This window comes from Chryseobacterium sp. IT-36CA2, from assembly GCF_949767875.1.
Taxonomy (GTDB): Bacteria; Bacteroidota; Bacteroidia; order Flavobacteriales; family Weeksellaceae; genus Chryseobacterium.
The window spans coordinates 1,176,859-1,194,720 of sequence record NZ_CATKPG010000011.1 but is presented as its reverse complement, the minus strand read 5'-3'; the positions used below and the strand labels follow the sequence as shown (position 1 = coordinate 1,194,720).

The 17,862-nt window shown below is 38.4% G+C and carries 5 protein-coding genes; 2 read left to right on the top strand and 3 right to left on the bottom strand.

The genetic code is table 11. The features are described from left to right. Positions 1-588 precede the first annotated feature (588 nt). The 3 genes from ACM6F9_RS06200 to ACM6F9_RS06190 form a co-directional block, all read right to left on the bottom strand. A complete protein-coding gene (locus tag ACM6F9_RS06200) occupies positions 589-1,287 on the bottom strand; it encodes a DUF1826 domain-containing protein (protein WP_414844879.1) in 699 nt (232 codons plus the stop codon). 215 nt (positions 1,288-1,502) lie between these two features. Further along, complete coding sequence (locus ACM6F9_RS06195; RefSeq protein ID WP_414844878.1) at positions 1,503-3,365, bottom strand: T9SS type A sorting domain-containing protein; 1,863 nt, start codon at positions 3,363-3,365, stop codon at positions 1,503-1,505. A 71-nt stretch (positions 3,366-3,436) separates the two neighbouring features. After that, positions 3,437-8,332 carry a PKD domain-containing protein gene (locus tag ACM6F9_RS06190; protein ID WP_414844877.1) on the bottom strand — a complete coding sequence of 1,632 codons (4,896 nt, stop codon included), beginning with the start codon at positions 8,330-8,332 and terminating at the stop codon, positions 3,437-3,439. Between the two features lie 549 nt (positions 8,333-8,881). On the opposite strand from ACM6F9_RS06190, the gene glsA reads away from it, so the two are divergent. Both glsA and ACM6F9_RS06180 read left to right on the top strand, forming a co-directional pair. Continuing rightward, the gene (gene glsA / locus ACM6F9_RS06185; RefSeq protein WP_414845106.1) at positions 8,882-9,895 is read left to right on the top strand and encodes a glutaminase A; all 1,014 of its coding nucleotides are present in this window, start codon (positions 8,882-8,884) and stop codon (positions 9,893-9,895) included. Between the two features lie 927 nt (positions 9,896-10,822). Continuing rightward, the gene (locus ACM6F9_RS06180) at positions 10,823-17,848 is read left to right on the top strand and encodes an SDR family NAD(P)-dependent oxidoreductase (RefSeq protein WP_414844876.1); all 7,026 of its coding nucleotides are present in this window, start codon (positions 10,823-10,825) and stop codon (positions 17,846-17,848) included. Positions 17,849-17,862 lie beyond the last annotated feature (14 nt).

Genomic DNA, 17,862 nt, shown 5'->3' with positions numbered 1-17,862 from the left:
TATTATATTTTAATGTTAAAGGAAAAGGGGTTTATATAAAAATTCACAGTTATATTGTGCCGTTTTTAGTTATAACCTTTTCAGGAGTTTTTTCCACATCAGTATAATTTTGGTATAAGGCTTTTCCGAATCACTGCGATAAAAATACACAGATTAGGTGTTTGAGCCTTTCTTGTAGAATTCATAAAAACGAATAACCTTTTCTGCTAATTCATCTGTAGCTTATTTCATAAAGGCTAATGCTGAACTCTCTTTCATTGCATCAATGTCTTCTTCATTCTTTAAAGTGTTCAGCTTATAGCCATAGCAGCAATCATTTTATCCAGACATTTTCTTTAGCCATGCGGATAACCTCATCATTAAGTTTCTTTTTGTGCTGTAATCTCAAACCAATAGATAAAACTGCAACTAAACAAAACATTAGTATTTTAAGTGTCATGCTATATATTTAATAATTATACAGTACAAAACTAGATATACAACTTAAAGGATAGTCGCAGGAATGTGTAAAGGCATGAATTGTATGTGAATTTGGATTTTCACGGATTTGTTGATATTTCTAAATATCTTTAAAATTCAATAGACCATCTAACAGATCAACAACAACCTATATTCATCATCATTCTCTACAGGAGCTCTATGCACACAAGGTAAAGCCTTCTGCTCCGGATGATCTACAGCAATCCGCCAAAGATGCCCCACACCCAGATTAAAAGGTTCTGCATTGGGTTTAGGCTGATAGTGAAGATCAAAGAAATACTCTTTCAGGAAGTCTTCAAATTCTTTTTCCGGACCGTTATGTAATTTTTTGAGCTGTTCACGGATTTCAGGGATTAAAACTTTCTGCTCCACCTGATCATTAGCTATAATATCACTTGCAGCCCCATGATAAGTACATAAGAAAGTATCCGTTCCAATGGGTGAACGATCTACATGATAGGAATACACATCCGTTGAAATGAATCCCAGTTCTTCATCCCGTTCATAGCATTTAAGCAAATTAAGAGACGGGGACGCACCGTGATCTGCTAATAACTGCATATCATTCAGGATAATTTCCCTTGCGATATTCCCTTCTTCAGAAAGATTCAATGCTAAAAGATCTTCACTGGAAACTTCTGTAATATTATCTTCCAGCTGAAGTTCAGAAATGATTTCCTTAAAATCTCCAACCAGGTTTCTCTGCCAGCAAACAGCATTCATCGTTCCTTGAAAAGGAGTGTTTATTAATTCCGAAAAAGAAGAAACCACCTCAATTTGATTGTTGTCAGAAAATGTATTACTCATATGCCGGAATAAAAAATTTAATCGTTTAGTTCTCTGCAAAAATACGGAATCGCTTATTCAAAATCGCTACTATAAAAAGATGCGTTATATATAAATTGTCTAAAAGTTCTGACCAAACTTATTTTAACGCTAAAAATTTCGGATAAAAAAAAACAGCGCCCTCATCCCGAGAACACTGTTTATATATAAGGTTATTAATTTTCAGTTTTGTTTTTTTACTTCTTCAGTATTTTTTCTGTTACTGTTGAAGATTTTGTTTTAAGTTTAATGTAATATACTCCTGCCTGAAGAGAAGATAATACGATTTGTTCCTGCGCCATATTCAAAGTTCCTTGTTTTACGAGCTGCCCTGTAGTGCCAAAGATTTCGTAAGAAACCAAAGGTTCTTTACTTCTTATAGTAAGCACATCCTGAACCGGGTTCGGAAATAATTGAATTCCTGCCTGAACAGCTGTTTCTTCTACTGACATCTGACTGCATGCTGATTTAGAATATTTTGTAATGAAAGACTGGGATTTTCCTCCCGTTACATTTACCGTCATTGTATTAACATTATCATTGGAATCTGTAAACAGCTGGTCATGAAAAAGACCTCCTAATACATAATTTCCGTCTTTATCTACAGCAATGGCTGTAAATTCATCCTGAACCTGAAAGTTACTGTGAATCTCTCCGGTACCAATTACTGCTCCTGTATCTTTATTGAAACGTACCAGCAAAGGATCTGATAAATCTGAATTGGGACGTGTCATTGAAAAACTTCCCCAAACCTCATTCCAGCTTCCTTTAGCGTATGCCAGTTCATTTCCGTTCAAAGCAATTTTTCCTTTCATGAAACGATAAGCAGAAAAACTTGTAAGCCCATCCGGAACTTTTGCCCACTGCACTACTCCATCAGCATTAAGCTTCATTACAAAAGGAGTCTGTCCCTGATAGTTTTGTACTGGAAAAGAATAATTCCCGAAAGTGGTAGGAACTGTTCCTGAAAAATAACGTCCTGAAATATAAATATCCGATGAGCCTGAAGCTTTGATAACAGAATGAATTTCATCATCCATAAATCCTGGTAAGCTATTATCAAATTCTTTTCTCCATAACTCTGCTCCGGTACTTCCATTAAATGCAAGCACATAAGCATCTTTTGTAAACGGAGTATTATTGTACGAGAAGTCTTCCAGATTACTGGTGTAATTCCCAACCATTCTTTTTCCGGCCAGATAATATCTGTTTAAACTTTCATCATACAGCAGGTTTACTTTACCATCTGTTCCTCCTGCGCTTATTCCCCCCGTAATAGGAAGTAATAAAGGAGTTGCTGGGGTCATATTCCCATTATCATAGTTGAATTTAACCAGATAATACTGAAACGATGTAGTAAACGTTGACGGAACCGTAATTAAACCATTTAAATGAGTTCCCGCTCTGAAACCCATAATAGCATGAATATTTTTGGATGAATCCATATACATCATCTGTACGTCACAACGTCTGCTAAGATAGCTGACATCTCCCTGCAAAGCTTTACTCCAATCCAATGTTCCATCAGAAGTTTTATATTTAAGCAGATAACCCGCTTTATGCGCAGGCTCTACTGTCTGATCATAATATGTATACAAGGGCATTGTGTGAGTACCATCAAAATGCATAGGAACAGCAGTAGGATCTCCGCTATATGAATTGTTATAAAGAGTAGCCATTACATATAATCCGCCATTATTATCTACTTCAATATGCCAGGCATTTTCACCATCTTCTGATCCTCCGACAATGGTAGACCATAATGTATTACCCTGACAGTCTGTAGCAAACAAAACAAGATCACGAAGTCCATAATTGGGTACAGCTACACCGTTCAGATTTTGACCTCCATTCCATACACTTGCCAGATAGTAAGTGTTATTGTTATTATCTACAACAATATCACGTATAGATTCATCAAATTGGTAATTAAACCCCGGATCAGCAGAACCAGATTGTCCGCCGGCCTGTTTTGCCCATTGCCACTGGTAAGTCTGGCTAAAAAATAATACCGGCAGCATAAGTAGCAATCCCCACAGTTTGTTTTTTAATTGTATCATATAAATTCATTTAATTATCACATATCATAAAAAAACAGTGCTCTCCGAAGAGAACACTGATTTATAAGTCACTAATTTTTAATTAGTTTTCCTTGTAATGATGTGTCTCCCGTTTGTACAATAACGATATAAACACCTTGCAGCCAGCTGGAAACTTCCACGTCTACCTCTCCGGAAGCCGCTTTCACTTCTTTACGGAATTTGACATTGCCCATGGCATCAAAAACTGTAATCTGTTTTGCTAGTAATTTTTCATCGCCCGTATTATACGAGATTTTCACTTTCTCCTTCGCAGGATTCGGTATCATTTTCAGAGAAGAAACTGCAGTAGCTGTAACGCTTCTTGATGCACTTCTCATACCCATCCAGTCCGGATCTACCGCTTTGGTACTAAACTTACAAGTTTCATTATAGAATAAAATCTCATCAGTACCCTGGAAGTTTGGATTTGGATAGAATGCCAATGGATTTGCATTCATATCATACATTCCTCCAGCCGGAATTGTAATAATAGATGGAATATAAACTCCGTATCCATTAACACTTGAAACGTTAAGACTTATCGGCTGGCCTCCTGTGTTGTAAATCGCACCATAAACGGCGTAATGATCTCCAACCCATTTCATTCCTTTAATTTCTCCTTTAATCTTACAATCTGTTTCATATCCACATTCTTTACCTGGATAGTAATTCATGGTTCCTGATGTATACTGGCATCCTAAATGATTAACCTGTAATTGGTAGGTACCTGCATTTCCAATATATAATGGGAAGATGAAATTATTATTCCCGCTCTGAATACTGTTTCCAAACAACATCCAATCATGGTGATCAAATACTCCTTTTGGTCCTATGATATAATTATTCTCTCTAAGACATTCATCATAACATCCTGTAGGGAATACCCACATCAAGCTTTCAAGACTTAATGGTACTTCTACAGAATTAGATACTTTACATCCGCTTGGCGCAGTATAAGTAACCTGGAATACACCACCTTCATTCACAGTGATTGACTGTCCTGACATTCCATTGCTCCAGTTATAATCTCCCGCAGCTGGTCCTGACGCAGTTAGCTGAATTCTATAAGGCTGGCAGCTCACCAGGCTGTAAGCTACCGTAACCGGTGATGGCGGATTGCTTACTGTAAGGGTAAAGTTTTTAGAACTCACACATCCTGATGCACCTGGAGTTCTTACTTCAAGAGTAAATACATAGGTACCTGCAGTTAATGATCCCGTATTTAAAGTAATCGGATAAGGACCAGACATCCATGCAGGTGATGCTGGAGAACCATTTTTCTTCCATTGATATTCCAATGTATTATCGGTTACAAGACCAGTAAGTATTGTAGAAGATCCTGCACAGATATTAGCTTTACCTGAAATATTTACATATGGAGCATTTTTAACAGTCACTGTTGCAGCTTTAGTACTCATGATGCTTGTTTTACAACCATCAGGCGATACCAATACCGGCCAGTAAGTTCCTGACTGAGTCGGTGTGAATGTTATTGAATTTGGCGCTCCCGGCACTGGCTGAGAACCATTCATCCAGATATACTGGCTGGCAGTTCCTACCGAACCATTAAACACAAGTGTAGGAACAGATCCTGCACAAGTAACCACATTAATAGGTGAAATATTACCATCAATGAAGGCTTCTTTCACGCTAATATTAGCAACTGGTGAAGTATACACACATCCGTTAGGGGTAGTGATTTTTAGCTGCACTGTCTTTGCACCACTTGTATTATAGGTAACTGTTGCACCTGCTCCTGAAGCCACATATGCTGTACCATCAAAAAGCCAGGTGTATGTATTAGCTGAGTTGTATCCCGCTGCAGTGAATGTAATAGGCTCACGTACACAGATCCATGCCGGAACCATGAAGTTGGTACTAGGAACCGGAGCTAATGTAACAGTTTGCGTAGTTGTACACGATGGTTTTCCTGGTGCAGACATTGTCATGGTGAAGGTATAAGTACCAGGTGCAAGATTGTTGTAAGTAGCCGACTGTCCTGTTTGGGTTGGCTGACCCGGACTAGTGAATGTATAGGTAATAGATGACTGATTGATCTCAAAAATAGTAGAACTATTGAAAAGAGTCACATTATATCCGCCTCCGCTACATACTGTGCTTACGCTGAATTTAGGTTCGTAGTTCTTTCTTACTTCAACGGCTTTGCTATACCAGCATGATCCATATCTTAAACGTACAAAAACAATATGTGCTCCCGCAAGAGTAGTTTGATATGTTGCTGTAGGCTGCCCCTGAGGGGAGGTTAAAGTAAGTACACTGTCTGATGACCATTCGATCTGATCAGGAGTTCCGCTATATGTTAACCCTGAAGTAGAAATCGTATTACAACCTGACCATGTAGCTGTAAAATTGATCTGAGGATTTGCAGTACAAGTTCCGCTGCTTGGGCAAAGCTGGCTCACATTAATGTTTTGCGAATAAACCACACAACCATTAACATCTACAGCACGTACTCTATAGGTACCAAAAGCACCTGCACCTCCTATGGTATAAGAGTTGGTTGTAGCACCTGATATTGGTGCATTGTTTTTGAACCATTGCCAAGAAGTAATATTGGTAAGTCCTGTAGAACTATTAGCCGTAAGCGTATACGGTGTCATTGTTGTAGGATCACATACCAGGATATTATATACCGGAGAAACCGTAATGATAGTTTCTGGATATATAGTAAAGTTAGCACTTGCAGTAGGCTTATAGTTACATCCGTTAGTTCCTGTATAAGTTACTGTCACCGTTTGAGAAATATTACTTCCTGAACCGTTCTGGATATATCCGTTATTCGGGAAGCTATAATTTCCTGCCGGGTTATAAGCTGTAGTATATGTCGTTCCATTAGCAAAAGTGAAAGTTACACTCGTTGCTGAAGTGATGATTCCCTGATTTACAGTGAATGTAAGGTTGGAGCCTAAACAAAGTCCTCCAACATTTGTGAAGCTCACCACAGGAAGCGGTAATAAAGATACCGGAACACTGATAATTTTTGTTACTCCACATTTTACAACTCTTAAGTTCAGCGTAGTGCTGCTTGTTGAAGAAATTTCGTTGAAGTTTACAGTAATATTATTAGTACCCTGTCCTCCTACAACACTTCCGAAGTTTGCACTTCCAAATGTCCATTCCATAAAGTCCGGAACAATACCGTTCAGATTGGCAGTAAAAGTCTGAGTGCTGCTCGGACAGAAAGGTCCACCCGGATTAGGATTAACCGTAATCGTATTAAGATCCAATGCCACTACATTGAACGAAATTGGAGCTGAAAGACAACCTGCATTACTCATAGATTTATTCTGTGCAGACACTGAATATGACGAAGCACCAGCATTAAATATAACCGTTACAGAAGATCCTGCGTTACTCCCCTGGATTGTTCCGTTGGTAACACTCCAAACTGGCACCATCCCTGCATCTACAGAGCTGATGGTATATACATAAGGTTTTCCAGGACATACCTTCGTCTCTCCTGAAATAGTTCCTGTAGGCGGCTGTGGAATCGGTAATACCTTAATAATTCTTGGATTACTTTCACAACCTCCTCCTTGCTTCACAGCAACAATAGTATAAGTACCTGCTGTTGTAAAAGGATAAGTAAATGGTCCAGATACCAATCCCGATGTTACAGTAGATCCTCCTGTAGTTACTTTCCAGATAACAGGTACATTAGGAGTAGCTGTAAATGTCTGGCTTGTTCCTGCACAGATCTCATCTGCACCACCGCTTATCGTTACCGGCTGTTCTACTTCGATATCAATACTGGCATTTCCTTCGCATGACAATAAAGTATTGAAGTAAGTTGCCTCAAGGTGATAAATTCCAGGCTGAGTTGCCGAGAAAACAATTTCATTTCTCTGTTGGGTATTAACCAACTGACCTCCTGCAGGGCCTGATACATTCCAATTAACTTTGGTTGTAGGCCATTGAGGAATAGAATAAGTATACTGTTTACCAGCACATACTTTCTCCTGTCCTTTCACTTTTGCCTTCTTTAAAATCACAGGGATTTTAATAGTAGTCCATTCAGGACAAGCACATTCAGACATGTACATTACGTATCCGAAACCATCCATAGGATCTACCTGATCCCAAACTACTTCAATTTCGTTTCCGTTATTGCTTACAATATTTCCTCCAATAACTTTCCATTGTCCTTTGTTACATCCATCCTCTGCATTGTATTTCTCTGTACTTCCTTCGCATACTACAGAAGCACAGTTAATCTGTACAGGGTAAGATTTCACTACCTTGATCTCTTTTTTAAACTTACTCTGGCATCCGCACTTATTGGTTACAGTAAGCTGAATAGTATAAGTACCAGGATTAGTATAGACATGAGACGGCTCAAAAGCGGTGGAAGTAGAAGTAGTTCCATCTCCGAATTGCCAGAAATAATTCACAATATCTGACCCTCCGTTTTGTTCGGAAAGGTTATCAAAATACACCGTTGTATTGTTACATACGGTATAATCCAGATTCAGTAATTCAAATTTAGCAATTGGTCTGTTGATTTTTTCAATACAAATGGTCTGTGTTTCCACAGTTCCGTCGTTGTAAGTGATAACAGCCTGTAAAGATCCATTACCGGCGGCACCCCACGTAACATACGCTAGAGTATTTCCGGCTCCTGAAATGGTAGCAGTTCCTCCTGAGACTGACCATTGTACGTTAGAAACGTTGGATCCCTGAACCAGATATTTTACAGGGTTTAGTGATTTCTCGCAGACGCGGAGGCACTGGGCGGAATTGATGTAAGAACTGGCGATTCCGTTGTCAGGAACCTGACCTTCTTTTTCGCCGCGGAATTCCTGGCATCCGACCTCTTCGGTCCATGTAATTCGAGCTTGCGCTTGTAGTACCCAAGGTACCAAAAGCCAACATAGCAGGAGCCATCTGAAGACGTGCTGCCTACCAAAATAGGTGTTGTTTTTCATAGTTATTAAAAAAGTGTTATTAATTTTTGTCAAATTAACAAAAAAATTAATACAAAAATCATTTAATAGTGAAAAAATAACACAATTTCACAATTGAATACCAGCAATATAGACAAATCCATGCTTATATGTTATTTCACCTACATATCAGTTATCTAAAAAAGTTCGGTTTTCTCAGTAATTTAAAGCTTTACATCTATTTTAAATAAATAAAATACCACATTTTAAACAATATTAAAAACCAAAACAGGTATTAAAAACACTAATAATGAATTTTATTCATTGAAAACAAATAATAAATTAAAAATAACAACAAATAAAATACAATTAAAAAAAGAAAAGAAATTAAGCGAAACCTTCTTCTTTTTAAAATATTTTTTATCTCTTGAATCCCTTTGCCTATCTGTTTTATATAAATTACCTCATTTTATGCAGAAATCACCTATAAACACTCATGAATACAAAAAAAAGAGAGTTACAGACAATACCAAAAATATTTTATCTTTGTTTCCTCAGGTATATCATAATATTTTAATTGAAGACCTTCCTATGAAAAACAACAGCTTTTTATCCTCCGCAAAAGGAATCTGTACTGTGGCTTTTTTAGCCTTGAACACAACTGTTTACGCTCAGAAAACAGTAGATATCTCAACAATTTCTGAGAAAACACTAAATACTATTCTGGAAAAAAACAGAGCTTATTATACACAAGGTAAAGTGGCAGACTACATTCCTGAACTAGGAAAAATGGACGCTAAAGCCATTGCTTTTTCAGTCGTAGACAAAAGCGGTAAAGTATTCAACACAGGAGATGTTAGTAAAAAGTTTACTATGCAGAGTATCTCTAAAATCATATCATTAATGGTTGCTGTAAATGAAAAAGGAGAATCTAATATTTTCGACAAAATGGGATATTTTGGTTCCGATAAGCCTTTCAACCATTTCTCAAACCTTGAAACTACAGGAAAACCGCTTAATCCAATGATGAATGCCGGAGCAATTCTTACGACTTCGCTCATTTCAGGAGACGGGGAAAAACCATTCCTTAAAATACTGGATATGGTAAGATATATTACCAAAAACCAGACAATTGATTATAACAAATCCGTTTACGAATCTGAAAAATCCACAGGACACCGTAACCGTGGTATGTTTTATATTATGAAGAACAGCGGACTGATTTCAGGAAATGAAGACCAGCTTGACAACTATTTCAAACAATGCTCTATTGAGCTTACAGCAGAAGACCTTGCCAAAATAGGATATTTCTTCGCTAACCAATGCGTAAGATTTGATGGAGACTCCACTTATAAAAATGCTGACATGGCAAAACTGGTAGAATCACAAATGCTGACAGCCGGAATGTATGAGTTCAGTGGAGAATACTCCAGAACGGTGGGCTTACCCAGCAAATCCGGTGTAGGAGGCGGAATTACCGTAAGTGTTCCTGGGAAAATGGGAATTGGAGTTTTCAGCCCCGCTCTGGATCAGCATGGAAATTCACTGGCAGGATACCACATGATCTTAGACCTGGCAAAACAATACGGATTAAGTATTTTTTAAATTTTAACAGTCCATTCATTGACACCAAATAAATAATATTGGTCTATAATTGATCCAAAACAATCCTCTAAGGATTATTAATCAGAAAAATCCTTAACGATTAACACATTCAAAAACAGTAAGTATATCAAGTACTTACTGTTTTTTTATGAATTTCGGAAAGATAATTTAATTATTTGTTAAAATTCCTATCTGTTTATTTATCAAAAAGATAGATAAAATTCACAAATAATTCAGATTAAATCACAATATATTGATTAATTTTACATAAATTCGCTTATCCGTTTTATCAGATTGATAAAGGCATTCTTTCATTTTCAAACCTTATTCATGGTATATTATCTTTTTGTAATATACCCGAAAACAAATCTCCCTTTTTTGAAATATTTTATTTTTTATTACTATATTTGCTTAACATTTTTTTAACTATAACTATTTATAATTAAAATTACTAAGATTGTATCGTCACGTTTCTAAGAATAAGAAAATAATAAATATACTTTAATAGCATTTGAACAATTGATATTTTTCTATTAAAAAATCATTATCAAATAACATTTATGATTGAAGATATATTATAATTTTATTATTTTTATTTCCTCATAACGGGATATCATTATTTATACCGATGATATTGATGTTTTGTTATGAGATATCATTAATCATTTCTACACCGTAAATGCTATGAAAAACTTGACTAAAATCAGGCTAATGCCTTTTGAAAAACCGGAGATCACCCTACTATCAGACAATCTATTGATAAGTAATAGATTATTGAATAATTATCAAAAAACGATTCAACCCGTTACCGATTTAACAAAAACCAATTTTATTATATCATAACAAAAAAAAGCAATTGCCTTATTACCGAAAGGCATACCGTTTTTTGTTATGAATCTCTCGCTATCATTCAATAATTATCACGCCATGAAAAACTTACCCATTATTGGACTGACGCCTTTTGAAAAACCAGACGTTAACCTTATATCTAAACTGCATCAAGCGGGTGCATTTCCCGTTTTGAGTTTAGGAAATGAGATAACAACTGCACAGGAAGCGTTACATCAACTTGACCAGATAAACGTACCATCCTATGGTATCTATTTTTCTAATGACAATTTCGCCTCTCTTCAAATTTCTGAAAAAGTAAGATTTGCGATCCTTCCGTTTGGAATGTCTAAACCCTCCAGCCTGCCTGCAATATATCAGGTAAGTAGTCTGGAAGAAGCCAGACAAGCTGAACAGTCGGGAGCAGAAGGAATCATTATCAAAGGAAATGAAGCAGGAGGATTAGTAGGCTATGAATCCACGTTTGTATTATTCCAGCGTGTGATCAAAGAAATACAAAGCATTCCGGTGTGGGTACAGGGAGGAATAGGTCTCCATACCGCTGCAGCATCAAAGGCTTTGGGAGCAACAGGAATTGTACTGGACAGCCAGTTAGCTTTATTCCCTGAAAGTTCAGTTCCACAGGATCTGAAAGATGTATGCTCAAAACTGAATGGTACAGAAACTAAGGTGATTGCGAACCATCGTGTATTGGTAAGACCCAATTCACCGGCTTTACCCGAAAATGCAACCGCCGAAGATCTGAAACAATATTTTACAGGCCTTGACCTTAGCACATGTTATATTCCTATGGGACAAGACATTTCATTGGCCACAGACCTGTATGAAGACTTCAAAACACTGAAAAAACTGATTTTCGGTTTCAAAGAAGCCATGTATGGACATCTGAAGCAGGCAAAAGCACTGAAAGTAATTGATAAAAATAATTCTTTAGCACAGGAACTGGGTCTGAACTACCCTATCGCTCAAGGTCCAATGACCCGTGTAAGTGATGTTCCTTCATTTGCCAATGCAGTAGCAGATGCCGGAGCTTTACCATTTGTTGCCTTATCCTTATTGAAAGGAGAATCTGCAAAATCTTTGGTGATGGATACCAAGAAACTGGCCGGTGAAAAAACATGGGGTGTTGGTATTCTTGGATTTGCTCCACAGGAATTAAGAGAAGAACAGACTTCTTATATATTAGAAGCGAAACCTCCTGTAGTTTTGATTGCCGGAGGAAGACCCGCTCAGGCCAAAGTATTCGAAAAAGCCGGAATAAAATCATTCTTACATGTTCCTTCCCCTGCCCTTCTGGATATTTTCTTGAAAGAAGGCGCTAAAAACTTCATTTTTGAAGGACGCGAGTGTGGAGGTCACGTAGGCCCTCTTTCAAGTACAGTTCTTTGGGAAAAGCAAATTGAACGTATTTTAAAAGAAGACCACCCTGAAAACATCAGTGTCTTTTTTGCAGGAGGAATTCATAATGCATTTTCAACCGCATTTGTTTCCATCATGGCAGCGCCATTGGCTGCAAGAGGAGTGAAAATAGGAGTATTGATGGGTACGGCTTATCTGTATACCCATGAAGCAGTAGAAACCGGGGCTATTCAGGAAGAATTCCAGTCTCAGGCCATGCAGGCTAAAGATACCGTTTTACTGGAAACAGCTCCGGGACATGAAACCCGTTGCTTAAATACAGCATTTGCCAACCATTTCAATATGGAAAAAGCAAAACTTCTAGCTGCCGGAATGGACAAAAAACAAGTATGGGAACAGCTTGAAAAATTAAATGTAGGCCGTTTACGTATTGCCGCTAAAGGCATAGAACGCCAGGGTGATAAACTGGTCAATATTCCTAAAGATGACCAATTAGACTTAGGAATGTACATGATTGGTCAGGTTGCCACGATGCATAACCGTGTCATCTCATTGGCAGCTCTACATCAAAGTGTAGTAGACAATTATGAATATATTCAGAGCGCTGCATTATCGGAAGAACCTGTTTCTACAGAAAAGCCTTTGGACATCGCTATCGTAGGGATGGAGTGTATCTTCCCAGGTGCTAAAAACCTTGATGAATACTGGAGAAATATTATTTTAGGAAAAGACAGTGTTACCGAAGTCCCTGATGAGAGATGGAACAAAGACCTTTATTATAAACCAGATTCCAACGAATCGGATGTATCTCATTCAAAATGGGGAGGATTCATTCCAAAAATTGATTTCGATCCGCTTGCATTTGGTATTCCGCCACAATCGCTTGCCGCTATTGAACCTACGCAATTGTTAACCTTATTGGTAGCTAAGCGTGCGATGGAAGATGCAGGATATGGTGAAAAACATATCAACAGAGACAACATTTCTGTCATTATAGGAGCTGAAGGAGGTAATGACCTTGCCAACAGCTATAGTTTCAGAGGATATTATAAGCAGGTTTTCGGAGAACTTCATGAAGAAGTAAAAGAAGCCTTCCCACATACAACTGAAGATTCTTTCCCGGGTATTCTGGCGAATGTAATCGCAGGTAGAATTACAAACCGACTGGATCTTGGGGGTAGAAACTTTACCGTAGATGCAGCTTGTGCTTCCTCTTTGGCTGCTATTGATCTGGCTTGCCAGGAACTTGTATTAGGAAAATCTGATATGGTACTTGCAGGTGGGGCCGATTTACACAATGGAATCAATGATTATCTGATGTTCTCCAGCACACATGCCCTATCCAGAAAAGGAAGATGTGCTACATTCGATGGGGATGCAGACGGTATTGCCCTTGGAGAAGGTATCGCGATCCTTGTTTTAAAAAGATACGAAGATGCTATCCGTGATGGTGACAGAATTTATTCAGTAATAAAAGGAGTTGGGGGATCCAGTGACGGTAAAGCATTAGGATTAACAGCTCCTAGAAAAATAGGTCAGGTTAGAGCTTTAGAGCGTGCGTATTCCCAAGCTGGGATCAGTCCCGCTTCCGTAGGTCTTGTAGAAGCTCATGGTACAGGAACAGTAGTAGGTGACAAAACCGAATTAAGTGCATTGACCAATTTATTCAGCCGTTCAGGAGCTTTACCGGGGCAGACCCATTTAGGTTCTGTGAAAACACAGATCGGGCATACCAAGTGTGCGGCAGGGTTAGCTGGATTAATCAAAGCTTCACTTGCTGTATATCACGGTGTAAAACCACCTACCCTTCATCTTCAGCAGCCTAATACTTATTATAATGCAGAAACCAGTCCATTTGCATTCCATGCAGAAAGTGGATTGTGGGGCGAGAAAAACCGTTATGCAGGAATCAGTGCTTTTGGATTTGGAGGAACGAATTTCCATACGGTTATTGCCAACCATCCTAAGCAGGATAATTCAATCGCAATGCAGTCGTGGCCTTCAGAATTATTTGTTTTCCGTGGAGACACCTATGAAGAAGCCAAAGGACAGTCTGCTCAGGTTAAGGTTTTATTAGAAATTAATGATGGTATTCCATTAAAAGATATCGCTTACAGTTTAAGCATCAGCTCAGAAAAACCAATCCAGTTCAGTATTGTTGCAGATACCGCTGAAGACCTGATGATGAAGCTTGAATTGGTACTGCTAGGGATTGAGACAAAAGACACCTTTACGGTTAACAAAAAAGAAGGTAAAGTAGCTTTCACATTCCCTGGACAAGGCAGCCAGAGAATCAATATGGCTCGTGACTTATTTGTCGTTTTCCCGGCAATGCGTAAGATTATTGATGAGTATCCTGAACTTGAAAAAGTGGTTTTCCCATCTAAAACCTTTAATGAAGCTGATTTAAAGCAACAAAAAGAAACTATTAAAGATACCCGTTTAGCACAACCCCTTTTAGGAATTGTAGACCTTGCATTGGCTAAGTTCTTAGAATCATTGGGAATTATTCCTGATATGCTGGCAGGCCACAGTTATGGTGAAATACCGGCTTTATGCTTTGCAGGAGTATTTGGAGAAGATAAACTGGTTGACTTAAGTGTTAAGAGAGCACAGTCTATTTTAGATTCAGTAGAGGGCGGAGATCCAGGTTCCATGCTGGCAGCAAGTGCTACTCCGGAACGTTTACAGCCAATTATTGCAAAAGTAGAAGGATGTTATCCTGTGAACTTCAATGCACCTACTCAATTTGTAATCGCTGGAAGTACAGAAGCTATTAATAAATTATTGGAAGTGCTTAAACAGGAAGGTATTTCTGCTAAAAAACTGGAGGTTGCATGTGCATTCCACAGCCCATTATTGGCAAAATCAAAAGGTTTGTATGCGGAAGTATTAAAGGATGTTCCTTTCCAGGAAATGCAGATCCCTGTTTGGTCTAATACTACAGCAGAAGTATATCCGGCAAATCCATCAGAAATAAAAGAAAGACTTACTGATCATCTGGTACAGCCTGTAAGATTTGTAGAACAGCTTCAGGCAATGTATAACGACGGAGCAAGAATATTCATCGAAGTAGGACCAGGAAAAGTACTTACCGGATTGACCAAATCATGTCTGGAAAAAGATCAGTTGACCTTATACGTTGAAGACAACAGCCGTAATAAATTCAGTCACCTGCTTTGCATGCTGGCTCAATATTTAGGAACAGGCCGAAGCTTTAATATTGATAAACTTTTTGACGGCAGAAGCGTTACGATCGTTGATCTTAATCAGCCGGAGCTTTACAAGAAAAGCCCTGCTATCTGGCGTGTTAACGGGCAAACTGCCCACCCAACTACTGGTAACCTACCATCTAATGGTGCTTTACCACTTATAAACCCAATTCCCATGAACAACTTTACGAATAACCCACAGGCACCCACAACGGAAGCTCAGTCTACTGCTGAACGCATGTTGCAGGAATATTTGAACAGCATGAAATTAATGATACAGGCACAGCGTGACGTGATGCTTTCCTTTATGGGACAGAATCCTCAGGCATTCCCTGCTCCTGTATACCACTCACCAGCACCTGTTGCTGCACACCAGCCTATATCTACCATTCCGGTTCAACCTGTTCAGCAGGAAAGACCTTTAGCTGTAGCTGCTGTAAAACAAACTCCTTCAAGAGATATCAAGTCTTTATTACTACAGGTGGTAAGTGACAAAACAGGATATCCTCAGGAAATGCTGGGTATGGAAATGGATCTTGAAGCAGATTTAAGTATAGACTCTATTAAAAGGGTTGAAATCATCGGAACACTTCGTAACGAATTGGGAACTCTGGGTAACGGAAATGCTAATGAAGATACCGTTATGGAGCAACTTGCAGGAATAAAAACTTTAAGTGGATTAGTTTCATGGCTTACTGAATTTTCGGGAGCTGAAACAACTCCTACGCCTGAAAAAAATGGATCAGCTACTGAGCCTGCAGTTTCAAAATCACAAGCTCAACCGGCATTCTCTCTTGAAGACCTTCAAAATGCCATTTTGAATATCGTAAGTGAAAAAACAGGATATCCAAAAGAAATGCTAGGCCTTGATCTTGATTTGGAAGCGGATTTAAGTATAGATTCCATCAAACGTATGGAAATCATCGGTGATCTTAAAACTAAGATCGGATTTGGTCAAAACCTTGAACAGGCTGATGATGTCATGGAAAAACTGGCTGCCATTAAAACACTTCGCGGTCTGGCAAGCTGGATCAGTGAAATGAATGGTGAAACCAATGAAACTGCTCAGCAAGTAAAAGAAACCAACACGGCAGAACCTACTCAAAACGTATTGTCTCGTCTTCGTTTTGACATCACTCCAACAGATTCTTCTAAAATACAAAATACAGAAGTATTGCGGGGAAAACGCTTTGCCATCACACAAGATGACAGCCAACAAACCTCAGCAATCAAAGATGCATTGGAAAAACATGGTGTCATCGTAGAATTAGTAGATACAGACAAAGATCTTTCCCATATTGACGGATTAATTATGCTGGATTTATTCTCAGCAGTTGATAAACCAAGCATTATTGATCACGTAGATCTGATTAAAAAACTGGATTTTGATAAAGCAAAATGGGTATATCTTATTTCAGATATTCCAGCACACCTTCAGGAAATTACAGACACAACTATATTACGTCACCATCAGGGATATCCGGGACTTTTCAAAAGTTTAGCAAGAGAATTTGATACTACAACTTGTAGATTAATCAGCCTGAGTACCCCTCAGGAAGTAGATCAGATTGCTGAAATTACTTTAAAAGAGATTCTTACCAACGATAAACCTGCTGAAGTTATTTATAAAAATGATCAGAGACACAAAGTAGACATCATTCCTTCTCCGTTGTCAACAAGTTTAAATGAAGCCCACATCCAGCTAGATCAAAAATCTGTGGTACTGGTACTTGGAGGCGCACAGGGAATCACTGCTGAATTGGTAAAACATATGTCTCAGGCCTACCCTTGTACTTATATTCTGGTAGGAAGATCTGCTGATCCAAGAAATGAACTTTCTGCGAAAGACTTTGAGGGAATGAAAACCAAAGAAGAAATCAGAGGTTTCCTGATCAAGTCTGGTCAATTCACTTCTCCTGCAGAAATAGAAAAAGAAACAACGAAGATTTTCAAAAACAATCAGATTCTTCGTACCATCCGTGATATGGAAAACCTTGGAAACACAATCATTTACCAATCATTAGATCTTTGTGACGAAGAAGGTTTAAGCAATCTGATCAGCAGTATTTATGAGAAATACGACCGCCTGGATGGAGTAATTCACGGAGCTGGTCTTTTAGAAGATAAATTATTCAAACAAAAGACGACAAGCTCTTTCGGACGTGTATTTGATACCAAGGTGAAGCCACTTCGCGTATTGGCAGAACAGCTTCGTTCAGACTGTCAGTTTGTGGTACTGTTCTCAAGTATTGCTTCCGTATACGGTAACAAAGGTCAGACAGATTATGCGGCGGCCAACAGTGTGCTGGATGATTACGCAAATGCTTTAAATAAAAGATTAAAAGGAAAAGTAATCTCGATCAACTGGGGCCCATGGAAAGGTGCCGGAATGGTTTCTTCCACCCTTGAATCAGAATATGAACGCAGAGGTATTTCCATGATTCCATTGGATGAAGGAAAAGAAATCTTCCTTAACGAGATTAAATACGGAACAGAAAGCCAGGTGCTGATCATGTCAGGAAATAATTGGTAAAACGCTGCATAAAC

Bases quoted from the DNA above. Each gene is read 5' to 3' on its own strand.
- glsA (WP_414845106.1), top strand. From the start codon at position 8,882: ATGAAAAACAACAGCTTTTTATCCTCCGCAAAAGGAATCTGTACTGTG.
- ACM6F9_RS06180 (WP_414844876.1), top strand. From the start codon at position 10,823: ATGAAAAACTTACCCATTATTGGACTGACGCCTTTTGAAAAACCAGAC.
- ACM6F9_RS06200 (WP_414844879.1), bottom strand. From the start codon at position 1,287: ATGAGTAATACATTTTCTGACAACAATCAAATTGAGGTGGTTTCTTCT.
- ACM6F9_RS06190 (WP_414844877.1), bottom strand. From the start codon at position 8,332: ATGAAAAACAACACCTATTTTGGTAGGCAGCACGTCTTCAGATGGCTC.
- ACM6F9_RS06195 (WP_414844878.1), bottom strand. From the start codon at position 3,365: ATGATACAATTAAAAAACAAACTGTGGGGATTGCTACTTATGCTGCCG.